This window comes from Pseudomonas sp. KH_017 (assembly GCF_057840285.1).
In genome coordinates, this window is sequence record NZ_CM174509.1 from 4035784 (window position 1) to 4061292 (window position 25509).

General features: G+C 57.9%; 22 protein-coding genes and 1 pseudogene. 6 read left to right on the forward strand and 17 right to left on the reverse strand.

All coding sequences use genetic code 11. The features are described from left to right. The 3 genes from AC3IT6_RS18370 to AC3IT6_RS18380 are packed head-to-tail and all read right to left on the reverse strand — an operon-like array spanning position 1 to position 1571. Positions 1–1005, reverse strand: coding sequence for an ArsJ-associated glyceraldehyde-3-phosphate dehydrogenase (locus AC3IT6_RS18370; RefSeq protein WP_489351759.1), 1005 nt, complete (start codon positions 1003–1005; stop codon positions 1–3). Positions 1006–1028: 23 nt separating this feature from the next. Beyond that, complete coding sequence (locus AC3IT6_RS18375) at positions 1029–1172, reverse strand: hypothetical protein (protein ID WP_218429038.1); 144 nt, start codon at positions 1170–1172, stop codon at positions 1029–1031. 42 nt (positions 1173–1214) lie between these two features. Beyond that, positions 1215–1571, reverse strand: coding sequence for a metalloregulator ArsR/SmtB family transcription factor (locus AC3IT6_RS18380; protein ID WP_489351761.1), 357 nt, complete (start codon positions 1569–1571; stop codon positions 1215–1217). Positions 1572–1709: 138 nt separating this feature from the next. Between AC3IT6_RS18380 and AC3IT6_RS18385 the strand changes: the two genes are divergently transcribed. Together AC3IT6_RS18385 and AC3IT6_RS18390 are read left to right on the forward strand one after the other, a co-directional pair. Next, on the forward strand, positions 1710–1913 hold the full coding sequence (locus AC3IT6_RS18385; protein WP_489351763.1) for a hypothetical protein: 204 nt from the start codon (positions 1710–1712) through the stop codon (positions 1911–1913). Positions 1914–2008: 95 nt separating this feature from the next. Continuing rightward, positions 2009–2365 (forward strand): hypothetical protein, encoded by a 357-nt coding sequence (locus AC3IT6_RS18390; protein ID WP_489351765.1) that lies wholly within the window; start codon positions 2009–2011, stop codon positions 2363–2365. 24 nt (positions 2366–2389) lie between these two features. On the opposite strand, the gene AC3IT6_RS18395 is transcribed toward AC3IT6_RS18390, so the two are convergent. Continuing rightward, positions 2390–2770: a LysE family translocator gene (locus tag AC3IT6_RS18395; RefSeq protein ID WP_489351767.1), complete on the reverse strand. Its 381-nt coding sequence runs from the start codon at positions 2768–2770 to the stop codon at positions 2390–2392. A gap of 53 nt (positions 2771–2823) precedes the next feature. Further along, the gene (gene lysA, locus AC3IT6_RS18400; protein ID WP_489351769.1) at positions 2824–4179 is read right to left on the reverse strand and encodes a diaminopimelate decarboxylase; all 1356 of its coding nucleotides are present in this window, start codon (positions 4177–4179) and stop codon (positions 2824–2826) included. A 263-nt stretch (positions 4180–4442) separates the two neighbouring features. On the opposite strand from lysA, the gene AC3IT6_RS18405 reads away from it, so the two are divergent. Further along, entirely contained in the window at positions 4443–5390 is a 948-nt protein-coding gene (locus AC3IT6_RS18405) for a LysR family transcriptional regulator (RefSeq protein ID WP_489351771.1), read from the forward strand. A 261-nt stretch (positions 5391–5651) separates the two neighbouring features. On the opposite strand, the gene AC3IT6_RS18410 is transcribed toward AC3IT6_RS18405, so the two are convergent. Beyond that, positions 5652–6059, reverse strand: a complete 408-nt coding sequence (locus AC3IT6_RS18410; protein ID WP_489351773.1) for an acyl-CoA thioesterase — start codon at positions 6057–6059, stop codon at positions 5652–5654. A gap of 126 nt (positions 6060–6185) precedes the next feature. On the opposite strand from AC3IT6_RS18410, the gene AC3IT6_RS18415 reads away from it, so the two are divergent. Beyond that, positions 6186–6572, forward strand: a complete 387-nt coding sequence (locus tag AC3IT6_RS18415; RefSeq protein ID WP_489351775.1) for a hypothetical protein — start codon at positions 6186–6188, stop codon at positions 6570–6572. A gap of 1024 nt (positions 6573–7596) precedes the next feature. On the opposite strand, the gene AC3IT6_RS18420 is transcribed toward AC3IT6_RS18415, so the two are convergent. Together AC3IT6_RS18420 and AC3IT6_RS18425 are read right to left on the reverse strand one after the other, a co-directional pair. Beyond that, the gene (locus AC3IT6_RS18420) at positions 7597–7761 is read right to left on the reverse strand and encodes a hypothetical protein (RefSeq protein WP_489351777.1); all 165 of its coding nucleotides are present in this window, start codon (positions 7759–7761) and stop codon (positions 7597–7599) included. A gap of 2 nt (positions 7762–7763) precedes the next feature. Beyond that, positions 7764–9155, reverse strand: coding sequence for an NfeD family protein (locus tag AC3IT6_RS18425; RefSeq protein WP_489351779.1), 1392 nt, complete (start codon positions 9153–9155; stop codon positions 7764–7766). Between the two features lie 332 nt (positions 9156–9487). Here AC3IT6_RS18425 and AC3IT6_RS18430 point away from each other — a divergent pair. Beyond that, positions 9488–9624, forward strand: a pseudogene (locus tag AC3IT6_RS18430) (IS110 family transposase); the annotation flags it as partial. 98 nt (positions 9625–9722) lie between these two features. On the opposite strand, the gene AC3IT6_RS18435 reads toward AC3IT6_RS18430, so the two are convergent. From AC3IT6_RS18435 to AC3IT6_RS18475, 9 genes are all read right to left on the reverse strand, one after another. After that, positions 9723–11576, reverse strand: coding sequence for a polyurethane esterase (locus tag AC3IT6_RS18435; protein ID WP_489351781.1), 1854 nt, complete (start codon positions 11574–11576; stop codon positions 9723–9725). Positions 11577–11681: 105 nt separating this feature from the next. Continuing rightward, on the reverse strand, positions 11682–13379 hold the full coding sequence (locus AC3IT6_RS18440) for a polyurethane esterase (RefSeq protein ID WP_489351783.1): 1698 nt from the start codon (positions 13377–13379) through the stop codon (positions 11682–11684). Positions 13380–13402: 23 nt separating this feature from the next. Further along, complete coding sequence (eprS, locus tag AC3IT6_RS18445) at positions 13403–16384, reverse strand: autotransporter serine peptidase EprS (protein WP_489351785.1); 2982 nt, start codon at positions 16382–16384, stop codon at positions 13403–13405. Positions 16385–16426: 42 nt separating this feature from the next. Beyond that, entirely contained in the window at positions 16427–17794 is a 1368-nt protein-coding gene (locus tag AC3IT6_RS18450) for a TolC family outer membrane protein (RefSeq protein ID WP_489351787.1), read from the reverse strand. 2 nt (positions 17795–17796) lie between these two features. After that, positions 17797–19131 (reverse strand): HlyD family type I secretion periplasmic adaptor subunit, encoded by a 1335-nt coding sequence (locus AC3IT6_RS18455; protein WP_489351789.1) that lies wholly within the window; start codon positions 19129–19131, stop codon positions 17797–17799. 11 nt (positions 19132–19142) lie between these two features. Further along, positions 19143–20918 carry a type I secretion system permease/ATPase gene (locus tag AC3IT6_RS18460; protein WP_489351791.1) on the reverse strand — a complete coding sequence of 592 codons (1776 nt, stop codon included), beginning with the start codon at positions 20916–20918 and terminating at the stop codon, positions 19143–19145. Positions 20919–21029: 111 nt separating this feature from the next. Continuing rightward, positions 21030–21434 (reverse strand): AprI/Inh family metalloprotease inhibitor, encoded by a 405-nt coding sequence (locus AC3IT6_RS18465; protein ID WP_489351793.1) that lies wholly within the window; start codon positions 21432–21434, stop codon positions 21030–21032. An 86-nt stretch (positions 21435–21520) separates the two neighbouring features. Next, complete coding sequence (locus AC3IT6_RS18470) at positions 21521–22978, reverse strand: serralysin family metalloprotease (RefSeq protein ID WP_489351795.1); 1458 nt, start codon at positions 22976–22978, stop codon at positions 21521–21523. A 604-nt stretch (positions 22979–23582) separates the two neighbouring features. Further along, positions 23583–24182, reverse strand: a complete 600-nt coding sequence (locus AC3IT6_RS18475; RefSeq protein WP_108228916.1) for a TetR/AcrR family transcriptional regulator — start codon at positions 24180–24182, stop codon at positions 23583–23585. 166 nt (positions 24183–24348) lie between these two features. On the opposite strand from AC3IT6_RS18475, the gene AC3IT6_RS18480 reads away from it, so the two are divergent. Beyond that, positions 24349–25449 carry an alkene reductase gene (locus tag AC3IT6_RS18480; protein WP_489351797.1) on the forward strand — a complete coding sequence of 367 codons (1101 nt, stop codon included), beginning with the start codon at positions 24349–24351 and terminating at the stop codon, positions 25447–25449. Positions 25450–25509 lie beyond the last annotated feature (60 nt).

Here is a 25509-nt window from a genome sequence, read left to right on the forward strand (position 1 = left end):
TCAGACCGCCAGACCGACCATTTTCGCCAGTTCGACGGTGCGGTTGGCGTAGCCCCACTCGTTGTCGTACCAGGCATAGAGTTTGACCTGGGTGCCGTTGATGACCATGGTCGACAGCGCATCGATGATCGATGAGCGCGGGTCAGTACGGTAGTCGATGGACACCAGTGGACGCTCTTCGAAACCAAGGATGTCTTTCAGCTCATTCTCGGAGGCGTCCTTGAGGAGTTGATTCACTTCTTCGACAGTGGTGGCCCTCTCGACTTCAAAGACACAGTCAGTCAGCGAAGCGTTGGCCAGCGGCACGCGTACGGCGTGACCATTCAGGCGCCCGCGAAGCTCCGGGAAGATTTCGGCAATGGCGGTGGCCGAGCCGGTGCTGGTTGGAATCAAACTCATCCCGGACGCACGCGCACGGCGCAGATCCTTGTGCGGCTGATCGAGAATGCTTTGGGTGTTGGTCAGGTCGTGGATGGTGGTGATCGAACCGTGGCGAATGCCTAGCTTTTCGTGGATGACTTTCACCACTGGCGCCAGGCAGTTGGTGGTGCACGAAGCGGCGGTAACGATGCGATGTTCAGCAGGGTCGAACAGGTGCTGGTTGACGCCCATGACTACGTTCAACGCTCCTTTTTCCTTCACCGGAGCGCAGACCACCACACGCTTTACGCCCTGATCCAGGTACGCCTGCAACACCGCGACGGTTTTCATCTTGCCGCTGGCTTCGATCACCAGATCGCAACCCGACCAATCGGTGTCGGCAATCGCCTTGTTGGCCGTTACTTTGACGCGCTTGCCGCCAATCACGACATGATCGCCCTCGGCGCTGGCTTCGTTGTTCCAACGGCCATGCACCGAGTCGAAGTTGATCAGGTGGGCATGAGTCGCCGCGTCCCCTGCCGGATCGTTGATCTGCACGAATTCAAACTCTGGCCAGCTCCAGGCTGCTCGCAGAGCGAGGCGACCGATGCGTCCAAAACCATTGATGCCAACTTTGATAGTCATGTTGTTGTGCTCTGTATTTGTTGTCAGTGGGCGTTCGATTGGGTATCGAACTGGCCGATGTAGTCAATATGGGAAATCAGCACTGGCACTTCCACCAATGGGCCAATCACCGTGGCGAAAGCGATGCTGCGACAGCTGTTGGCAGTGCAGAGGAACAAGATTTTCATCGAGCGATCTCGTATTCGAAGGCGCAATCGGACAATCCGGCTTTAACAACAGGCGACTGCCCTTTCAGGACGGTCGCCCATCTCATCAAGGCGTTTGGCATCAGGGCTCAACCAGTGCCTGTTGCTTTCGAGCACTGTGGTCAGCACTTGATGAACCCAATCCGGGAGATTGGGGTGCAGTCGGTAATACACCCATTGGCCTTGCCGACGGTCCGATAACAGGCCACAGGTTCTCAGTTGTGCGAGGTGCCTGGAGATTTTTGGCTGACTCTCGTTCAGCGCGCAGGTCAGCTCGCAAACACATAGCTCTCCTTCACGGGTGATGAGCATCATCGTGCGGACCCGAGTGTCGTCAGCCAGGCATTTGAAAACAGTGGTCGGTGTCAGATGGGCAGCCATATCGGTTCTCAGTGTTTGTTTTTGACCAAGACGAACATCTTGATGCGCTCATGAATTTCATGAAGGAGGAACACGGGATTTGCTGGCCATTGTGAAGCCTCAGCTCATATACGGCTTATCGCATATATGGATTACCGCATGCAACGTAACGAGACAACTGCAAACCAATACATCAAAGCGATTGGACTCCGTACCACTGCATGCGCCTCGACATCGACGCCCCGATGGACTGCCACGCTCCCTGGCCGGGAGCATTCGAAAGGTGCACGACTGGAAGTGCTGATCGCCGACCGCCTCGGCATGACGGTTGAGAATGCCCAGGATCTGGTATCGATGGGGTGACTGTCGGTCTCACCTTTTGTCGCAAGCCGATTGACTGACAGAGACCTTTGGAGCCCAGTAATCAGCTGGCTAAACCTGATCAGAAGAGGAGCACCATGTCGAAGATAACGGTGATATCCGGTGACTTTCTGACAGGTGCTGCTGAGTTTCAATCTGGACTGTTCATTTTGAAATCCGCAGTAAAACCCTCCCTTAAAATAAAGATACCCCTTTCAAAACTGGAAACTTTAGAAACAGCAACCGAGGAAATAGTTAATAAGAAAGGGAGCGTTATTCGATGGAGCCTGGCTGGAGCATTGCTTTTAGGTCCGGTTGGACTGGTTGCGGGCTGGTGGCTATGTGACAAAGAAAAGGAAATAACTTTCTACGCAAAATTCAAGGATGGCCGCTGCCTTCTTGCCACAACTGATGTCGACACTTACTCTAAAATCTCTGCGTCTGCCCTCAAGTAACACCATTCCCCCTCCCCTTCAAAGTCAGCCGCTATAGCGGCAATGACGAAGTCTTGCCTGAAGAAAAGATAACGTTCGTGAAGGGCGGGCCGGCGATTGCTTGACCTGCGCGTTGTCCTGATCATGAACGGACCCCGTGGAGGGCATGAAACTTTTCACGCCCAAGTAGAGCAAATAAGCTGCACCGGTATACTTGAGTGCATCGAAGGCATTTTCCGAAGCGGCAATTAGAGCGCTGACACCGCAGGCCGCCAGAACCACATGGACAAAGGCACCGCTACAGGCCCCCAGCGCCGAGGCGATACCGACTTTTTTCCTGAGGATATCGTCCTCGACAAGATGTAAAGCAGGTCGGGCCCTGGGGAAATATTCAACAAGAGTGCCGAAAATAAAAATACAAGCCAAAACGTTTCATTGGCCACAGTCACTTCCAGCCGCATTAATCAAACAACAGAGGATTACTTAACCAGTTTCAAACTTTTAGCATCAGACTTGACTGCTTCAATGCCGTCCATTTCCCTGGCAACGAGATCCTCGTAGCACTCTCTCTGGCGCACGACTTGATAGTGCTCGCCCATGACCACCACTTCAGCCGGACGAACTTTCGAGTTGTACTGGCTGGCCATGCTCATCGCGTAGGCACCCGCCGAAAAAATCGCCAGGGTGTCATGTTCCGAAAGCGTCGGCAGCGGACGCGACAACGCGAGAAAGTCCCCTGTTTCACAAATCGGCCCAACCACATCCACCGGCGACAATGACGCCTCTGGCCGGGGCTGTGAAGGATTGGTCGCGTGCGTCCAGTGCCCGTTGAAATGGCCGTATCGGATCGGCCACATGGCATGGTGGGCACCGTACAGTGTAGGTCTGAGCAAGATGTTCATGCCGGCATCGACAATGACGATCTGATGGTCCCAGCCATCCTTGATGTATTCGACGCAGGTCAACAGCACGCCGGCATTGGCGCTGATAGAGCGACCGGGTTCGATCACGAACCGCAGGCCTCGTGCCTTGAGCCCCAGCAATCGGTGAGAAATGACGCTGCCCATTTCCTGCAATGAAATGCTATCGGAATGGGAGGCCTCGTATATGGCTGGAAAACCACCACCGATATTGATCGTATCGACTGTGCCGCCCGCCTGTTCCACCTCATCCAACAGCGTCTCGATGACCTCAATGCAAGCCAGGTAGGAAGCGCTGTCATGGATAGGCGAGCCAATGTGCGCATGGATTCCGACAACGTCGACGTTGCTGTACAAACCCTCTGCGTAAAGCCGCGCCGAACGCGTCACCGGAATGCCGAATTTGGTCTGGCGTCCTCCCGTAGATGTTTTTTGCGGGGTATCACGGTCAGCAACGTCGGGATTGATCCGAATAGAAACCCTGGCCCTGCAGCCGCACTGACCCGCAATAGCATCGATCCTTGCCAACTCCCCCTCAGACTCAACATTGAACTGATAGACGCCTGCCTCCAGTGCATATTTGATTTCTTGCGCAGACTTGCCCACCCCGGCAAATACAATGGTTTCGGGGCGAGCACCGGTCAGCAGGGCTCGATAGATTTCGCCACCACTGACGACGTCCAGCCCCGCGCCGTGCTCCACCAGAAACTTCAGGATGCTCAAGTTGCTGCAGCTTTTGACCGAGAAACAAATCAGCGGGTCAATCAGAAAAAAAGCATCGCGCATGCTTTGCAAGTGCGACGCCAAGGTACTCAATGAATAAACAAACAAGGGTGTACCCAACTTTTCAGCCAGGCTGTCCAGGTTCACCCCTTCGGCATGCAGAACACCTTGTTTGTAGCTGAAACCGTCCATTCGAACCTCTCTGAAAAACCCGGCAGTAAATTAGTCATTGCATGTTTTTTAATGTCAGTCGTACGGCGACGCGTCGACAAATCAATTCAACCTGCCGCTCTCGCGCAAATAACCACCAATAATCCAGAGCACTTGCTTAAGTACTGAACTTGCTTGCTGGCTATTATCTGCAACGTACGGTCAGATTAAAAATATCAATTTACTTATGATCTATTCATATCTGATATGGTTAAACCCTCCCCACCACCGAGGCAAGGATCGCCATGGCAACGCTGAACTTCAGGCATATCGAGATATTCTGGGCGGTCATGACGACAGGTAGCGCGACAGCCGCCGCAGCCCTGCTGCGCACCTCACAGCCGACAATCAGCCGAGAACTGGGCAGGCTTGAGTCGGTGACCCAGTTGACGTTGTTCAAACGCGCCAATGCCAAACTGATCCCGACCGAACAAGCGCTGATGCTCTTCGACGAAGTCAAAAGGGCTTATTTTGGCCTTGAGCGGATAGCCAAAGCGGCTGACGCCATTCGCCAGTACAAGCACGGGCAAATTACCATCGTTTGCCTGCCTGCTTTCTCCCAGGCCGTGGCGCCCACTGTCTGCAAACATTTCCTCGATCAATACCCCGGCGTGGGAGTCAGCATCACTCCCCAGGACTCTCCCCTGCTCAACGAGTGGCTTTCTTCACAGCGCTTTGATCTGGGGCTTATCGAGGACACTATTGCCCCCCGTGGCACAGACCTGGAGACCATCTTCACGTCGGACATTGTCTGCATCCTGCCCACCGACCACCGACTGTGTGAAAAAGCCGTCCTGTTCCCCGAGGACTTTGAAGGCGAACACTTTATTTCTCTGGCAACCAACGACCCCTATCGCAACAAGATCGACAGTTTTTTCGACAGCTTCGGAATCAACAGACAGTTGGTGGTTGAAACGCACAGCGCAGCGGCAGTCTGCGCGACGGTGGCCCTAGGGGTCGGCATCGCAATCATCAACCCGCTCACAGCACTGGCCTACGCCAAACTTGGGCTGAAAATTCGCGGGCTGTCACTTTCCATTCCGTACACCGTCAGTGTTGTTCGCCCGCAGCATCGCCCCTATTCGCCGCTGGTCGACAATTTCATCAGCTCATTGAGGCATTGCTGCCAGGTGCTGACCAGTCAGCTCCAATCAATCACTGACAGCGCAAACAGACCGCACCCAGACCAGTGACAACTCACCCGGTCTTATCGAAGCGAGCGCAGGAGAAAGCCGGGGCAAGGAAGGTATTGCGTGCCCTCCCAATACGCTTGCCGGAAAATTCGGGAGCCACCGCAGGATGAACCCTGTCGATTGATCGGCGCTCCAGCATCGATACCCAGGATGTTGGACTGGCGAGTCGACAGGCGCCACAACCTGGCGCTCCCGACAATGCCCAGCCCGATGACTGACAGTCGCCTGACCAGCTCTATCTCGTCCGAGCGACTACAACGCTCAAGACTGGAGCAGCGCCCTCAGTTGCTCTGGAACCTCAATAACTTCCCTGGTAACCGGCGAGATGCAAACGTGTGTAAGACTGGAAGTAAATGCCATAACATCTGGCGCTACATTACCTTCGACTAGAAATGTGAACGAGTGAAGCCCAATACTGGAAACACTTACCTTCATGGAAAGTTCGTCATCCCAAGTGACTGGATGAAGAAACTCTAGCGAGAAAGCCCTTGCTGGAGGCAGTAGATTAAAACCTAGCAGGGTTCTTAATCCGGGACCGGAAAGCCAGACGGTAAGGGCATCATGAACTGCCTCAACAACAAAGTACGAAAACCTGGGTGTATAGACAATCCCCTCCGGATCACAGTCGCCGAACAATACCTTTCTCTTGATAGTCACTGAGTTCGACACAAGATCAATCCTTAATATTGAGTGACAGAGCTCAAACAACCGCGTCGCAGCTCCTGTTTGTCCGAGGTAGACGATACCTCCCTCTCATCTCTAGTGCATAGCCGCTATAGTGGCAAGGACGAAGTCATGCCTGAAGAAACTGTTTTGATCCAGTCATTGCCCGTCGAGCGTGATATCGACGGCTGGTGGTCGCACCCCGACTACCTTTCGGAGTTCGACGACGAAATCACTGAAGAGCAGTTCACCGACTGGTGCACCCGCCACCAGGTCGAAACCAAGGTCACGCACATGGAAAGCGACGTCGACGTTGATGTGTTTGACGCCTACATGAATGATGGCCAAGTCGATTGCTCGGCTTGGGAAATCCAGCACCCTACCGAGCCAGGCTGGTCTATTTTGTCGATCCACGATGCAGAGGACGGCCCTGTTTGCGTCTGGGGCAGGAAGGTGACCCCCCGTGATCTTCGCCCGCTCTACATGCTCTGGATCATCTACAAGGGGCCAGGGCGATGACGTCAGACTCGTTTCTTCCCCTTTGCCCAGCCAGCGACCATCAAGACCAAGCCGGGAATCCAAAGGCCGGGCGCGGTGATAGCAAGACCGCAGACAACCAGCGGGAGCCCGGTTAAAAACAACGGGTTTCGAAACGCCTTTTCCATAGCAACATCTCCATTAAGAATTTCTCTCATTAAACCATGTAGCCTGCCGGTGAACGACGGGCGAGGAATCGCTATGTCCGATTTTCAAACGGAATCCACGCCCACCGCTCGCAAGGTGCACAAATGCGGCGAATGCCACGGGCACATCGAGCTAGGCCAGAAGTACCAACTGATATCAGGAAGCCGGGAAGGCGACATGGGCTCGTTCAAAACCTGTATGCCGTGCCTTGCCGCTCGCAACTGAGCAACCGCACAACCTGAGTGGGGAAGCGACGGCGAGCACCTCTATTACTTCGGCCAGTTCACTGTCCTACCTGGCTCCGGAGATCAGCTCACAGGATGGACGCCGATTCCGATCCTACCGCCTACAGGTGCTCTTGGGTCGCCGCCGGCTCATCGCACAAACACTTCGGAAGGCAGCCTAGCCACAATCACTACCTCCTTCTGCCGCCACGCGCGGCACGGAGCATTTACGTCTGCAGAACTGGCGCAGGCGCCCTCCCGACCCCGGCGCGAAAACATCCTCCCCCGCTTCATCCGCGCCGGCGCCATGTGCGCGAAATACCCGGACATGTCACTGGTTTTAAAGGGATAGAAGCCCACTCCCTGATAGGTTATTGCTACCGGTGCCCGACCACCGAAACGCAGTATAAGCAACAGCATTCGCAAGCGGCACCGACCACTGTGCACTCGCAAGCCGGGAGCAAAGAAATGGTCATTATGGTCGCTTTGAGAATCGAGGCTAGAGGAAGAGTCGTTGTTTTCTGATAGTTTATTTTCCTGCCAAAGCAGGAAAAGACTCAATCTGGAATAGTTTTTTGGGTGTATCAAGCACAGAAGAGAGGCTGACTCCGAGCCACGTCACCCATACGCCTCTATTATGTAAAAACTCGAGAGACTTCAACGTCTCTTACTACGCCGTAATCACCGACAGCCTGGTAATCCCCGCCCCCGCGCTCGTATTCACGCAGAATCCGCAAGGCTGAGAACACCAACACAAGGAGCAGGGCTAGCAGCGCGCTAAAACCCAATTCGACGAACATGATCAACCTCCTCGCGGTGGCGTTTCATCCAATGCAATGACCTCCAGCATCAAACCCGTGCGCGCCACCACCCGGACCTGTTGGCCCAAGTGCAGGGGCGAGCGGCTCCGCACTTGCCATTTTTCTCCCTGCAGTTGCACCCAGCCGCTCATCGGCAGATCCGGCAGCAGCCCCGTCACTGTGGCCAGGCTGCCGACCAAGCCCGCATCGCCGCTGACCAAGGCACGGCGTCGTGCCTTGAGCGCCATACCGACCAGAGTCATCAGCAACAGGACGCTGATCAGTGCCATGCCGATGATCAGCGCCAACGGAATGCCGAAACCCGGTACATCGGTGTCCATCAGAATCACTGCGCCGACTACAAAGGCAACCACCCCACCCAAGCCGATGACACCGAAACTCGGTAGAAACGCCTCGGCGATCATGAAGGCGAGCCCTAGCAGAATCAGTCCGACCCCGGCGTAATTCACGGGCAACAGTTGCAGGGCATACAGCCCCAGCAACAGGCAGATGCCACCGAGCACTCCACCGACGGCCGACCCTGGGTTCATGAATTCGAATATCAACCCATAGACCCCGAACATGATCAGCAGCAATGCCACGCTGGGGCTGGTGATCACCGCCAGCAGTTGTGTGCGCCAATCAGGCGCATGATCGATGAGTGCAGCCCCGGCGGTACTCAGCTTCAACGTCTGATCGGCGACATTCAGGCTCTTACCGTCCAGTTGCTTGAGCAGGTCTGCCACGTCATTGGCCACATAATCGACCACCTTGAGTTTGAGCGCTTCGTCGGCCGACAAGCTGAGCGATTCACGTACCGCTTGTTCGGCCCAGTCGGCATTGCGTCCGCGCAATTGCGCAAGACCACGGATGTAAGCCGCCGCATCGTTGATCTGTTTTCGAGTCAAGGTGTCCCGTAGCTCAGGCGGAGAATTCTTGTCAGTGGTGGGTGTGGTGGGTGGGCGAGGTGATTCAGGTGCGGTCCCGGGCAGGCCGCCGATCTGCACCGGCGTAGCGGCGCCCAGGTTAGTACCCGGGGTCATGGCGGCAATGTGGCTGGCATACAAAATATAGGTGCCGGCGCTGGCCGCGCGTGCGCCACTAGGGGCAACGAAACTGACCACTGGCAGGGGGCTGGCCAGAATCGCCTTGATGATCAAGCGCATCGAAGTGTCCAGCCCGCCGGGGGTGTCGAGGTTGATGACCACCAACTGTGCGCCCTCGGTCACCGCACGTATCAAGCCGCGCTCCACGTAGTCGGCACTGGCCGGACCAATAGCATCGTTGACGGTCAGAATCACGACACTGCCCGCAGCCGACGCCGTCGTCGAAACCGTCGGTAGCCAGACCAGCATCATCACCAAGAGCAAGCGGCGCCACCAGTGACTGTTCACGGGACCCTCCCAGGAGCGGGTTCGGCAGAGTAGGGGAAACCTATTTTACGGCCAAAATCACCATCAAAGAACTCGAGTCGCTGACCGCTGAAGATGCCGGCCGAATCCTCAGGGAGGATGGCAATCTGGCCGGTCGAATCTCGGTGCGCAACGGCGGTGTATCGGTCAGCTTGTTCTATCGGTATTGGTAGGGCGAGCAGAAAAAAGAGTACGCCTGTTACTCCTACATACCGGTCAGTTATACGGTTACGGCGAAGCGCTGAGCATCAAAGGGCGGCAACGGCCAAGAACCCGGCGCCCTTCTTGAAGCTCATGTTATGGACGAAATTCTTCATCAGCCTGACTTCAAGGCACGTTATGACGTGCTTCGGGAGCGAGGCAAGAGCGCGAAAGTCGCGCTCTTGCCTGCATGCGGGTCCTATTGATTAGACTGAATGCCATGTTGCGGGACGGCACCGAATGGCGGTGACGAGTGGCATGGTGAAGACAGTTGCTCCCACAAGGTTGGCGCATATCCTGTGGGAGTGGGCTTGCTCGCGATGAGGCCCTGCAGAAGCCGCATCACACTCAGGCGATAACGATCCCGCCACTGGACAGACTGTCCAGCCCCACGCCAACCAGCGTCACCGAATCATTGCCAAACGTCAGCACGGTATCCTGCCCCACCGCCGTGGCATGGGTCCGGAAGTCGTCGTTCGGCGTCACGCCCTGAACCCCGAGAAACACCAGTTTGTCGTTCGCCTGATACCCAACCACCCGGTCCTGGCCGAACGCGCCGCTGAACAGGAACGTATCGATCCCGCCCCCTGACTCCAGCAGGTCGTTGCCTGCCCCGCCGACAAACACGTCGTTGCCCTTGCCACCGATCAGATGATCGTTGCCGTCCAGGCCAAACAACCAATCACCAACAGCCTGTGCCTTTAGCGTATCGGCCCCTGCACCGCCCTTCACCGTTGAGGCGTACTGAGTCAGTTGATTGCCGATCGCGAGGCCATTGGCGGTCACGCTGTGGGTCACGTCATCCTTGAACAGTCCCCACAGGAAACCCGGCTCTTCGGTCACGATGCTACCGATGTCGCGGGTGATGCTGATGCCGCCATTGGCGTCGCGGATGTACAGGTTGCCGGCGCCGTCATTGGCAAAATCGAAATTCTTCACCGACTGCTGCAAATCGAACACGTTATTGCCCTTGCCGCCCAGCAGGATGTTGTAGCCGCCGCTGTCTCGAAAGGTGTCGTTGCCGTCACCGCCGTCCAGATAGTCATTGCCCTTGCCGCCCTGAATCAGGTCGCGGCCGTCACTGCCAATGATGAAGGTACTGCCCTTGTGGGTTTCAGCATTGCGGTTCAGGTCCTGGACCCAGGTGTTGGCGCGTGCCGGGTCCGAAAGATTGGCAACGATGATCGTCGAGTCTTTGCTGGTGAGGTCGTAGAACTTCGACTCCAGCACCCGGGTCATGCCGTCGCCGTAAGCGGTGGGCAGGTGCGAAATCCAGGTCGGGATGTTGAGGATGGAAAATGGCAGCAGGTTCCACGCCGTCGACGCGTAGTGGTCGTTGAAGCTGACGATGTTGTTGGTCGCCGAGTCTTGATGGGCATCGTGCACGCCGACCGATGCCAGGTTGAACGATGAGCCGTCGAGCGCACGGAACACCGGATCGTTTTCATAGCCGATATTCAGCACTTTATCGGTGGTGCTTTGGGTCGGTGAGGCATAAGCGACGTAGTTCGAGTCCTTGAAGAAACCGCCCCATTTATCGTTGCTCAAATCCGCCAGGCTGTTGACTGCCAGCCCGCCGAGGCTGTGCCCGCTGACCAGTACGTCCTTGCCTGACAGGCCGTTGGCGCTGGCAAACGCGGCAACGTCGCCGAACAGTTTTGCGAAGGCCTCGCCTGCGTAGTTTTTCGCATAATCCTGGGGACCCAATGCCGCCAGCAGGTCATTGATCACATCGCCGATGGAGTCGCTGATCTGGCTTTCCCGAGGGCCGCTGGTGCCGCGAAAGGCGATGCCGATTTCCGTGAGATGACCCTGTGCATCGTACTTGCCGAGGATCTCCACCTGAGCGCTGGTGTACCCGGCCTTTTCACCAAAGAAGGTTCCGCGCGCATCCGTCTTGCCGTCATAGCCCAGCTGCGTGGCGGTGATGGGGGTCCAGCCGGCCTTCTGCACCGCATCCAGTGCGGCCTTTTCGGAATCGGGGTTCCAGGGAATGCCGGGAATCACGCCTTGGGAATCGGTGCCGCCAATCAGCGCCGTGACCAGGGTCGCCGGCAAACCTGCGCCGAAACCGTTGTGCTGGTAACCGGCGGCAAAGCCGTTATCGAGGTTGTGATAGGAATACAGCGTGATTGCCATTGCGTCGGTAAACAACGCTTTGGCGTCTGCTGTGCCGAGGTTTTTGTAGTCGTATACACCCATGGGTATTGCCTCTCTCTCTTTGTTGGAATTGTCAGAGATAGCTCACTACCAGGACGCCTCGATCACGAGGTGCCCCGGAGCATCCAGTGCAGTTGTTTGAACCCGTTACGCAAACACGAACCCGGAAGCCGAAAGGTTATCCAGCCCGACGCCTACCAGGGTCACGGAAAAGTCGCCAACCTTGAGCAGTGTGTCTTGACCGGCCTGTGACGCATGCTGCCGGTAGTCGTAGCCCTGCCCCGCGCCTTCCACGCCCATGAACACCAGTTTGTCGCTGCCCTGGTAGCCATTGATCGCATCGAACCCGAAGGCGCCGCTGAACAGGAACGTGTTGCTGCCGACACCGGAATGCAGCACATCGTTGCCGGTGCCGCCGACGAAGGTCACATGGCCCTTGTCGCTGCGCAGCAAATCATCACCCCCGTTACCGAACAGCCAGTCGCCCTCGACACTGGCCACCAGCGTGTTGCCCAAAGCGTCGCCGTTGAGCGAATGGTTGTAGTGGGTCAATTCGCTGTCGTTGAGCAGACCGTTGGCAGTCACGCTGTAGGTGACGTCCTTGCTGCCCCACCACGAGCCGGACTCCTTGCCCACCAGCGCGCCGATGTCCCGGGTCATGCTGATACCGCCATACGCGTCGCGCACGAACAACGTGCCGTCGCCGTCATTGGCGATGCTGAAGTTCTGCAATGGTTTCTGCAGTTCGAAGGTGTTGACGCCCTTGCCCCCCGACAAAATGTTGAAGCCGCCGTCATCACGGAAGCGGTCGTTGCCGTCCCGGCCTTCGATGAAATCATTGCCGAGGCCGCCCTTGAGCAGGTCGCCGCTGTCGGTTCCGATGATGAACGTGCTGCCGGTGTGTGGTTCGCCGCTGCGTCCAAGATCCTCGACCCAGGTAGAACCTCGTGACGACTGCGACAGGTTGGAAACGATCAGGGTCGAATCCTTGTCGGTCAACTCATAGAAGCGTGAGTCGATCACCCGGTTCAATCCGTCGGCGTAGCCCAGCGAGCCATGGGCCGACCAGTTCAACGGATTGAGAATGCTGAATGGCACCAGGTTTTGCGCAGTGGACGCGTAGTGATCGTTGAAGTTGACGATGTTGTTGGTGGCCGACGCTTGGTGAGCGTCATGTTTGCCCAGCGAGCCACTGCTGAAGGTGGTGCCGTCGAGTACCCGAAACACCGGATCGTTCTCGTAACCGATGTTCAGCACGTTATTGCCTGTGGAGCTCTGGGTTGGTGAAGCGAACGCTACGTAACTGGCACCCTTGTAGAAACCGCCCCAATTGTTCCCGCTCAGCTCGGCGACGCTGTTGACCCCCAAGCCACCGAGGCTGTGACCGCTGACCAACACGTCCCCGGCATTCAGGCCGTGGGTGATGGCGAACGCAGCCACTTTGTCGAGCAGCGTATCGAAGGCGTTTTTTGCGTAGTGGGTCGCGTAATCCACCGGCCCTACCGCCGCCAACAGATTGTTTTTCATGTCGCCGAACGTGTCGTTGTAGCCAAGCCCGCCGGTGCCACGAAAAGCAATGCCGATGCCGATCAGTTTTCCGGCGGCGTCATACTTGCCGAGCACTTCGGCTTCGGCGCTGGTGAAACCGTCCTTCTCGCCGAAATACGTGCCCTGCGCCCCGACCTTGCCTTGATAACCCAGGGCATTGGCGCCGATCGGCGCCCAGCCATTGGCCGGTAATGACTGGCCGGTAGGTGCGTAGGCATACAACGTCAGGGCGATGGCATCGCTGTACAACACCTTGCCCGCCTCGCTGCCGACATTTTTGTAATCAAACAGTCCCATGTTGTGCTCTCTCTTCCTTCAAGTCAGAACTGCCAGGCCAGGGTCAGGCCCACACCGTGGTCCTTTTCCTTTGAGCCAAGCAGTCCGTTGTAGTCCAGGCTCAACCGGGTATCGCGGCCCAGCGCCAGACCGGCCCGAGCGCCGACCAACGCAGCATTGCGATCCAGCGACACGCTCTGCACGGTGAAACCGCTGTTGCCATTGGCGAAAGCCAGGTGGCTTTCGGAACTTGTATTGCTCAGGTTGTGCTGCCAGCCAAGCGTGGCCGCCAGTTCCAGTTGTTTGTCCTCGGACAACGCAAAGGCTTTGCTGGCCCGCACGCCGAGCGTCGACAGCAGCACGTCGCGATTATCCTCGCCGCCCTTCAGCGCGGCGGCATCGCCCTTCTCGGTGAAGCTGTCGCTGTGCAAGTGCACGTAGGCCAGATTGGCGAACGGCTCCAGCGCCAAGGGTTGCAGATCGAGGCGATACGCTGCTTCGGTGAACAGCTGCGCGGTGGTCGCATCGCGTTTGGATTTCTGCTGGCCGCTGACCGCGCCCAATTGCAGGTCGCGTTTGACATCGATGCGGTGCCAGCTATAAGCGCCACCGACGCTCAGGCGCAGGGCATCGATTACATGCCCCAGGTATGCACCCAGGTGATAGCTGTCGACCGAGGCCGACGAGTGCGTGCCATCGCCCATACTCAGCGAGCTGTCGCTATAGCCGGTAACGAAACCGAGCCGGGTATCTTCAGCGACCAAGCCGTCGACACCCGCCAGCAAACCGCCGATGGAGCTGGTGGAATCGGCATTGTCATGCCCACCGTCACTCTTGCCCCAGGCGCCGAGCACCTTGAGCCAGGCGTTGCTGCGATCATCGGTCGGTGCACCGGTATCGAACAGATCGCGCTCACGCAAACGCTCGCCCACCGCATCGCGCAGGTAACGGCTGTCGTTGATCAGCAGCGTGCCGATTGCCGGGTGAATCTCGCCGGACAATTGCTGGAAGGCTTGTTGCGCGACGGCTGCGGTTGGCGACAGCAGCAAGGTTTCGTACAGCGGATTGCCCGCGCCCAAATGCTCGGCAGCCGCGCCGACGGCACGCTGGTTCGGCGTCAGGCCGACACTGGCGAACGACGCGGCACTGCGTTCCACCGCCAGTTGAATACCGTTCGCCGAATAGTCGAGGGTACCGCCGAGGAACACATAATTGGGCACCACCTCACCGAAGCGCCCTTCGATGCCATCAGCCGCCTGCAGGATGTTGTACTGAATGCCGAGCAGGGATTTCGCCTCGCTGGTGGTCAGCAGCGTCGGGCTGTTTTCCAGCGCCAAGCTGACGGTGGCGCCTTCAATCACTGCTTTACCGCCCGCAATGATCTGATCGCTGCTGGTTGGCGATAGCTCGACCGCATAGGTCGAACCGGGTTCGAAGGTCACGTCACCGGCCACATTCAAGATGCCGATGGAGTTGCCCGGCGCCACGGTACCGCCGCTTTTCGCGGTCAGCGCGCCGATCCGGCCGGAACCGCCGAGGGTGCCGCGGTCATTGACGGTAACGGCCGACGTCAGCGAACCGTTGACCGTCAGCAGACCGCCATTGACCGTGGTCGCGCCACGATAGGTGTTGTCACCGGTGAGAATCAGGCGACCGGCGCCGGATTTGATCAGGCTGCCCTGATAAAGCCGGTTGGCTGCCGCTGCATCACGGGCCATGCCGACCGCGTAGTCGGACTGCTCCTGCTGACTGGCACCCGCCGCAACGCCATGCTGCCAACCCTTGTCTTGCAGGGTTTGCTGCCAGGCGTTGTGTTCGGCGAGGTCTTCGCTCTGCCGCTGAATCAGCGCCTTGTCAGAGATGTCGTTGCTCCAGACATCGCTCTGCCCCGCCCCCAGGTTGGCGTCAAACGTCGCGAGCAATTGCCCCGGCCCGCGCATCGCCCGCGCCAGGTTGGCCACACCCCAGCCGATCTGCCCGCCCGGCGCATCAGTGACCGAACCGTCGAGCTGGGTGGCGGTGGTCAGCAACACTTCGAGTGCCTGCTGATTGCTCATATACGGGTAGCGTTCCATCACCAGTGCCAGCGCGCCAGTGGCATGCGGTGCCGCCATCGAGGTGCCGGACTTGATCGCGTAACCGCCGCCGGGAATGGTGCTGTCGATCTTCGCCCCCGGTGTGGTGATGCACCAGTATTTGGCGATGCCGCACTGGTTGTACTTCTGCTGATTGCTTTGGTCCAGCCCCGACACCGCCAGCCAATGGCCCTCGAGATCCGGCTGAAAGTACGGCAGCGCCGAACGCACGCTGGCGTTCGGGTAGCCACTGTTACCAGCGCTGAACACGTTGATCACGCCACGGCGGGACACATCGGCAGCGGCATCGAGCCAGGTGCCTTTATTCCAGTGTTGGGCGTAGGCGTTGTGCAGATCGGCCAGTGTCCGGTAGCTGACGTCAGGCGGCTGACTGCCCCAACTGTTGTTGATCGCCCGCACGCCGGTATCCGCCAGGGCGTTGTACACCGTGCTGAAGTAGCGCGGATCGGGGTTGGGGCCGAACAGGAAACTGTCGTTCTTGTTGGTGTTGCCGACATGGATTTGTGCGTTGTACGCCACGCCGTGCATGCCGAAACCGTCGCGGGAGGCGCCCATGGTGCCGACCACGTGGGTGCCATGGGAGTCGTTGTTGGCGTTGAACGAACCGTCGACGTTGAACGCTGAGCCATCAACATACGTGCCGCTGGCCATGACCGCGCGATATCGGTCGGTGGCGAATTCGGGATGGGTGGAATCGAAGCCGGAATCAAGGGCGCCGATCTTCACGTTTTTACCGGTGATACCGGCCGCGTAGGCTTGATCGGCTTGCATCCGGCCCAGGCCCCAGTCGCGCTGAAACTCGGCGCTGCGCCAACTGACGGGATCGCCGAGGGTGCCGGTGTCCAGCCAGGCCGCGGCGACCTGTTCCGAGCCTGCACTAATCAATAGCAACAGCATGCCGACCGGGGCCGGTTTGATGCGTACGTCCATGTTGAACACTCACTTTTTTGTTTTTGTGTAGGTTCTGCGGTGTTACCGAGTCCTCGGCCCCTGGCCAAACGCCTCGTCCACCCGAGCCAGATCCTGCTCGCTCAAGGTACCCGCGTAGTAATGCAACTTGGTCCAGGCCATTAGATAGTCGTAGCGGGTCTGGGCCAGGTCCCGGCGGGTGGTGAACAGTTGTTGTTCGGCGTTCAGCGCATCGAGGTTGACCCGCTCACCGCCCAGGATGCTTTGCTTGGTCGACACCACTAGCGCTTCAGCGGAAGTCAGGGCTTTTTGATAGGCCCGCAGCTTGCTCACCCCCGACAGGCAGGCGCTGAACTGCCGACGTAGCTCGATCAGGGTTTCCCGGGTCTTGCCGTCCAGTTCGTACTCGGCCTGTTCCATCGCACGGCTGGCCTGACGGGTCGAGGCCGAGACCCCGCCGCCGGCATACAACGGCACATTGACTTCGATGCCGATGGTGTTGGTGTCGTAACGCTGGTTGTAGGTGTTGCCGCTTTCGGATTCGTTCTGGCGCACCGTGGCGTAGGCGCTGACCTTGGGCAGGTGCCCGGCGCGGTTGCGTTCGACTTCGTGGCGCGCCACCTCCAGCGCCTGACGCTGGGAGGCCAGGTTCGGGTTGTTGGCCACCGCCATCTCGTGCCAGGTGTCGTAATTGGCCGGTTGCAGGGTGAAGGTCTGAAAGTTCTGCTCCAGCGGCGCCAGATCGGCGATGTCGATAGTCGGCACGCCGACGAGCGCACCCAGTTCGCGCAAGGATGCATCCTGTTCGTTACGCGCCTCGATTTCCTCGGCAGTCGCCAGTTCATAACGCGACTCGGCTTCAAGTATGTCGGTACGCGTGCCTTCGCCTTGGCGAAACATCTGTTCGTTCTGCTGGAACTGTTGCTCGAAGGCTTTTTTCTTGGCCAGGGCAATATCGATCTGGTCCTGGGCGAACAAGGCCTTGGTGTAGTTTTCCAGCACCCGTACCAGCAACTTCTGGCTTTTGCCGCGAAAGTTTTCATCGGCGAACAACGCCTGCGCCACGCCCTTGCGATAAGCGGCGTAGGCCTCGTAGTCGAGCAACGGTTGTTGCAAGGTCAGGCTTGAACCGTAACTGCTGTAGTGACGGTCATCGGTCTGGTTTTGCCGGTGCTCGTTCAAGTAGGTGGCCTTGGAAGAGTTGCGGCCCTTGTTGTAGTTGTAACCCAGCCTCGGCAACAGCCCGGCGCGGCCGATGGCGCGGTTTTCCAGGCCGGCGTCGCGCTCCTTGATCGCGCCGAGGAATACCGGGTCGTTGCGCAAAGCCTGTTCGTAAATCTCGAACGGCCCCGTGGCCGCTACTGCCGGGTTGCCCGCCAGCAGCAGGAGTGCCGCCCCAAGCATGGAAAGCTTATTCATACAACCGAACATCCTTATTCCTCGGTCAACGCGGAGCCTGCCCGGTCGAGCAGCGGTTTGAACAAATAGTTGAGGAGTGAACGTTCACCGGTTCGCACAAACATTTCCGCCGGCATGCCGGGTTTGATCACCAGACCGTTGAGCTTTTCCATGGCCTGATCGCTGACGCTGCTGCGCAGCACGTAATACGGTACGCCGGTTTTCTCGTCGAGCATCTGGTCGGCGGAGATCAGGCTGACTTCGCCCGGTACTCGCGGGGTGCGGCTCTGGTTGAACGCGGTGAACAGAATGTCCACCGGCAAGTGCGTGCCGACCTTGTCGACCAGGTTGATCGGCAGGTGCCCCTCCACTTCCAGGCGAGTGCCCTGAGGCACGATCTCCAGCAGAGTTTCGCCCTGGCGCACCACCGCGCCGACCGTGTGAACCCCAAGGTTGACCGCGACACCATCGGCCGTGGCGAGGATCTCGCTGTGTTGCAGGTCGAATCCGGCGGAGGTCAGTTGTTCCTCCAGGGTCACGCTTTTGAGCTGTGCATCGGCCAGTTGGGTACGGACTTCCTTCTGATACTCCTCGATGTGTTGTTGCAACTTCAGGTGCGATTCGAGGATGCCCTGCTCCACGCGTCCGCTTTCGCCGGTATTTTCTGCCAATTGTTGTTGAACTTGCGACAACTGCCGCTGGTACTCCATCAGCCGGTTGCGCGGGATGTAGCCATTGTCCGCCAGGGGTTGAAGATTGCTCAGCTGTTGTTGCAGCGAGTTGGCCTGGGCGCTCAGGTCGGTACGGGCGCGGCGCATGCCGGCCAATTGCGCGCCGGCGCCTTCGATGCTGGCACGCAGGGCCGCTTGTTCGCGGGAGAAAGCATCGCGGCGGCTGCTGAACAACTGGCGCTGGCCTTCCAGCACCAACGCCAGGCGCGGATCGGGATCGTTGCTCAGCTCGGTGGGGAAACTCACTTGTTTCAGGTTGTCCCGCTCGCTCTGCCAACGCGCCAGGCTGGCCCAGGCCATGCGGTACTGCGCTTGCAGGGATTGCACGTCGGCGGCGACCTGGGTCCGGTCGAGCTGGAACAGCGGCTGGCCCTGTTTCACCACCTGACCTTCGCGCACCAGAATCTGACTAACGACGCCGCTGCTCATCGATTGCACTGCCTTGCGCTTGCCCGACACCACCACCGTGCCTTGCACCGCAATGCCCTGATCGAGCGGCGCCAAACTGGCCCAGGCAAAGAAACTGCCAGCGCCGACGATCGCCAGAATCCAGCCCAGCCGGGCAAAGTAACGTGCGTCGCGCTCAGGACGTTCCGCGAGGTAATCGTGTTCCATCGTGGCTTCATTTTGACTGCTCATGTGTGCGCGGCTCATACACCCGAGTTCCTTGTCGTGGGCTGATACTGCCGGCTCATGCTGAGCCCGCCCGGTGTCTGTGGAGCTTTTTCACGTTGCTGTTCCTGGGCGGCGGAAAGTGCCTTGAGTACCTCCTGGCTCGGGCCGAATGCTTGCAAGCGACCATCATTGAGCACCAGCAGCTTGTCGGCCTGGGCCAGCGCGGAGGAGCGATGGGTGACCAGAATCACGCTGGTGCCCTGGGCCTTCATTTGTGCGATCGCACCGGCCAGGGCCGCTTCGCCCACGGTGTCGAGGTTGGAGTTCGGTTCATCCAGCACCACCAGGCTCGGTTGGCCATACAGCGCACGGGCCAGCGCCACGCGTTGTTTCTGCCCACCGGACAAACCACTGCCGTCCTCGCCGAGTACGGTGTCGTAGCCCTGGGGCAAACGCAGGATCAGTTCATGCACGCCGGCCTGCTGCGCAGCTTCAACGACTTTATGTGCATCGGCTTCGCGGAACCGCGCGATGTTTTGCGCGATGCTGCCGCTGAACAATTCGATGTCCTGTGGCAGGTACCCGATGTAGGGACCGAGGTCGTCGCGGTTCCAGCGATGGATATCCGCACCGTCGAGCCGCACCGTACCGCCGAGGGTCGGCCAGACACCGACCAGCACCCGGGCCAATGTCGACTTGCCGCAACCCGAAGCGCCGAGCACGCCCAGCACCTCCCCCGCAGCGAGGCTGAAATTGACCATATGCAAGGTCGCCGCACGTTGCCCCGGAGGACCGGCGCTGACTTGTTCGAAGCTGATCTGGCCCTTCGGGGCAGGCAGCGCCATGGCTTCGTCACTCGGTGGAAACGCTTGCAACAAGGCATCGAGACGGCGGTAAGCGAGCTTGGCGCCGCTCCACTGTTTCCACACGGCGATCAACTGATCGATGGGGCTCAGGACGCGGCCCATCAGGATGGAACCTGCGATCATCATCCCGGCAGTCATATCGCCCTTGATCACCAGCAAGGCGCCAAGGCCCAGTACCAGGGATTGCAGACACAGGCGCAGGGTTTTGCTCAAGGAGCTGATAACGGCACCAGTGTCACTGGCCTGGTTCTGCAGGCCGAGGAAACCTGAATGCACCTGGAACCAGCGGTTGCGCAAAGCCCCCAGCATGCCCATGGCCTGGATGGTTTCGGCGTTATGCAGGTGACTGGTGGCCAGTTGGCTGGACTTCTGGGAAAAACCCGCCGCTTCGCCCAAGGGATTTTTGGTCATCGCCTCATTGAGCCAGGCCAGCCCGATCAGCAGCACCGCACCCGCCGTGGCAAAGACCCCGAGCCAGACGTTGAACAGATAGATCACGAACAGGTAGACCGGAAACCAAGGCGCATCGAAGAAGGCAAACAAGGCCGGGCCGGTGACAAACTGACGAATGTGCGTCAGGTCGCCCAATGCCTGCCCGGCGTTACCCTCGCCCTTGAACAGATTACGTTCGAAAGCCGCCTGATAGACCCGCAGGTTGAAGCGCCGCTCCAACTGACTGCCAATACGGATGACGATAAAGCTGCGAATAACTTCCAGCAAACCGATAAAGGCAAAGAACCCGACAACCATCAGCGACAACATGGCCAATGTCGTTTCATTTTGCGAAGACAAGACCCGATCATAGACCTGGAGCATGTAAATTGAGGGCACTAACATCAGAATATTGATCAGTGCGGTGAAACTGGCGACGCTAATCAAAATACCCTTGTAATCACCCAGCGCTCGAACTAGAGGTGCAGCAGGAGTGGTCTTCGCCATCTTCATTAATCTTCCTTGAGTTGATTACTCACAGGCACAACCCATTACGCCATTCGTTAAACGAACAGACCCGTTTTTTAGATAGAGGCATTGGGCCACCAACTTGACCTGATGCTTTTACTCTGGCGCTCGCTGCAGCGACACATTGAATCCAACAGGCAATGTCAGCTTATAAAACTCACTCTTCTGTCGACTGAAAAATGCTGTTTTCGAACCTTCATGGTTGGTCAACGCAATCCCGTCCGGCTCGGGAAACCAGCCGGAGGGAGCCTGACCCAGCCAGCGCACCATACAATCGAGTTGCCCGCCCAGCGTCTGGTCCAGTTTCAATTCAATCAGGCAACCATTTGGCTGTCGGTCCTGCAACAACGCGGACGAGCCTTCCCGGACTTGCCATTTTCCGGCGAGTTCCGACGGGTCCGCTAATTTCAGGCTGTTTGCCATGTTGACATCTCCAAAAAACATCATCAGCGTCGCCGATAGCCATACGCTTTTTTTGCAGATAAAGACGCGTTGCGTCATAGGACGTTTTACTCCCCACCGTAGCTTTGTTCGCAGCGAGGACAGAGGGCGGCGCATGAAGCGCCGTCCTCCTTTCTCACGTCACATCACGCCACGATGTCCGAGTACGCCGCCTGGCCCACGGTGCTGACCAGGAAGTCAGCCACGCCATGCCCGGAGAAGTCCACCGACAACAGGCTGTTACCGCCCGAATTGCTCAACACCGCATCGCCTGCCGCACCGGTGAATGCACTGACAAAGTGCAGGCCTGCGCCGTTGGTGATGCCGGTCACGTCGATCTTGTCCAGGCCGCTGACAAAATCGAGTATCTGGTCGAGCGCACCGGGTTTCGAGTCGCTGCTGGCCGCGAACACGAAAGTGTCCGAGCCGACGCCGCCCCACAATTTGTCCGCACCACCAGCGCCGTAAAGGATGTCGTTGCCGGCACCGCCCTTCAGCTCGTTGGACACGTTGTTGCCGATCAGCAGGTCGCTGCCCGAACCGCCGATAGCGTTCTCGACAGTGACGCCCTTGGCAATGGAGACGTTACCCACCATGCCACCAACGTCGGAGAACGAGGCCTCATTGAGGTTGATCTTCTGGTTCTGGGTGAAACCGGAGAAATCCAGAGTGTCCTTGCCGCTCGCATCCCACACCGAGAACACCACTTTATCCGACGATGAAGACGCGCCGAGGAAATCGCGTCCGGCGTTGGAATTGAAGCCGTAGGTGGTGTCGCCGGTACGGAGCGTGGTGTTGGCGCCATAGAGCTTCTGAATGGCTTCGATATCGTCCATCAGCGGGCCGGACGAATAGGCTTCGACGCCACCCTTGCTGAAGTTCTGGCTGGTATTACTTTCACTCCAGTAGCTCATGACGCTGTAGCCGCGGGTGTCTTGCCCGTAGGACGCGTCGTTGTAGGTCGGCGCGCCTTCGCCGGCGTTGTAGTCGCCAGGGTGGGCCAGGCCCAGGGAGTGACCGATTTCGTGGGTCAGGGTTTGCCGGCCATAGTTATTCAGGTCCGGGGTCTTGTTGGGCGTGTAGCTGCTGTTGATCAGGTACCAGGAAGTTCCGTCATAACCGGCGCCCGTGCCAGGCAGGTAAGCAAACGCCGCTGCGCCATCCTGGCCGCCGCTGTAGTTACCGAAGGTCATGTGACCGTCGCCGCCGGCAGTCTTGTCAGTGAAGGAGACATTGGCCACGTCGGCCCAGGATTGCATGGCGAGCACAGCCTGGGCTTTTTGTTGCGCGCTGAACTGACTGAACCCGGTAATCCCGTGCTTGTACAGGGTGCTCGACGAGGCCGAGGTCAGGAACGTATAGGTGAGTTCGATTTTGCCGCTGCCGTCCTTGTCCTGGTAGGCAGCACCGTCGCGCAGCAATTGGGTGGCGGCCTGGTCAACGGAGAACGAGGGTTTGCCATTGACCGTGAGGTTGCCACCCCGATCATATTGATGGCTGAAGCTATTGATCTGGTTGAATGCAGAACTGGCTACAGCCAATGCTTGCAATGGCTGGAATGCCTGTTCGGCGGAATCAATAGCGTGGACTTTTACTTTCGACATAAACACACTTCCTTGTTTAGCTATGGAACAGTTTTTGTCAGATCGCGACAATCTCTGGCGAGATCGCCCTATCACTCGCCCATTGAAGGCGAAAGAAAACTGACACAATTCGAAATCAAACGTCTACTACTTTTTTGACGTCAAATTGTGTTACCCAAGCAAATGCCCGAAAACAATAGGTGTGCTGTAGTCGCTGTTATCTAAAAAATAGGCGGACCGGAATAATTGTCTGACAATCGACAATTTAATTATTAAATAATGGTAAGTTTATTTTGTAGACTCCTTCACACTTCTCACGTTTATTCATAGATGTGCCCGCACACTCTTTTCATTGGATTAAACGTTTAGTGAGTTATCTCGGCGGTGTTCTATCCAACGCCTTGCGAACCCCTCATTTCACCCTGGATGTGGCGGGTTTTGCGCACTGCCTTACACTGCATTACACCCAATGCGCACGAATGACTGTGCAACGGCTCCATCGATTGCGCTGCAAGACGGGCATCACCTGGCGACCCAAGTCCCCCGATGTTAGGGTAGTTTCGCGCTCCCGCTCTTTTACCAGGCCGTGTTCACTGGGCAAAACCTGAAAAGCAGCGCCAACAATCTATGTGTTCCCCTGCGGCTCACTGACTGGCGACAACGGCAATGACGCAATTATCTCAGCGTGGCAAACCTCTAGTATTTCATCAGCCAGAGAAGAATCATCTGGGCAGGCGCGCGACAACATGACCGCACCGATTGCATGCGCCAGCATGTCGATCATTTTTGCCCGTACCCCATCCTGCGGCGCGTCTTGCCTCGCTTTGTACTTTTCTTCGAGCGCTGCCAGCGTGCTTTCTACCCCGCTGGCAAAGGTGGCTTTCAACTCATCTGATTGACGCGCAGCGTCTCCACAAAGAGCCGCCATGGTGCAACCGCTGCCCCTGCCGTCTCGGTGATCCCTCGACACATACAAATCGATGAACTCAGCAACTTCGAGACCTTCGGAACTGGTCAGCGAATGCGAAAGACTGTTCGCTGCCGCTTCAGCCATCAAATCAGCCTTGGAGCCGAAGTGCTTGTAGAAACCGCCTTGCGTAAATCCGGCTGCTGCCATGAGTTCAGCCACCCCCACGCCATCGTAGCCACGCTCGCGAAACAGCTCTGAAGCCGTCTCAACGATATGAGCTCTATTGGCGAGTGATTGCGCCTTGGTGATCTTCATTTCCTGCGCCTCTGCATCTCAAAGCAATGCCCTCATCATACTCTGATGTCGATCATAATCAAAAGCATTGACAGTTTTGAGTGTGATCGACATCATAAATACGCCAACGCGAATCCTCCCTGGCACGGCGCATGTCGCCCATTAATCAACGAGTATGGAAAACGATATGAACGATAAGACGTTATTTGAGCCGTACACGCTCGGCTCGTTGACACTTTCCAACAGAATCGTGATGGCTCCGCTGACGCGTAACCGTGCGGGAGAAGGCTTCGTCCCGAGCGAGTTCGCTGCTACCTATTACAGCCAGAGAGCCTCTACAGGCCTGTTGATCTCCGAAGCCTCGCAGATCTCGCAGCAGGGACAGGGCTACCAGGATACGCCCGGTATCTACACGCAGGCGCAGATTGATGGCTGGCGCAAGGTCACCGATGCCGTCCACGCAAAAGACGGACGAATTTTCCTGCAACTGTGGCATGTCGGACGCGTATCGCACGTTGACCTGCAGGAGAACGGTACCGCTCCGGTAGCGCCCTCCGCTCTCCGTCCCGCGACCAAGGTGTTCGTCAACAATAGCTTCGTGGACGCTTCAGAGCCGCGAGCGCTTGATATCAGCGAGCTCCCCGGGATCGTTAATGATTTTCGCCAAGCGGCGGCAAACGCCATCGCTGCGGGATTCGATGGCGTAGAGATCCATGGCGCAAACGGCTATTTGCTGGATCAGTTCGTTAAGGACGGTGCCAACATCCGCTCCGATGCCTACGGTGGCTCGATTGAAAACCGCGCCCGCCTACTGCTGGAAGTGACGGCGGCGGTAGTAAACGAGGTCGGTGCAGAACGCACAGGCATCCGTATCTCGCCAGTTTCGCCAGCCAATGGTATCTCCAGCAGCGAACCGCAGGCCCAGTTTGACTACATTGTCGACCAACTCGATGCCTTGGGCATTGTGTACCTCCATGTGGTCGAAGGCGCGACTGGCGGGCCGCGCGATATTGCGCCCTTCGACTTTGGTTCTTTGCGCCAACGCTTCAAAAACACTTACATCGCGAACAATGGCTACGACGTGAATTTGGCCACCTCTCAACTCAACGATGACAAGGCTGACTTGATCGCCTTTGGACGTCCCTTCATAGGTAACCCGGACTTGGTGGAGCGCCTTAAAACCGCTGCCTCTTTGTCGGCATTCGATCCTGCGACCCTGTATGGCGGCGGTGCAGAAGGCTACATCGACTACCCAACCCTTGCTGAATCCAGTACCCGTCACGGCTAAAAATCACGTCTACGTACGTCCTCCGGACACCACGCATGACTCGCCTATCGATATCCGAAA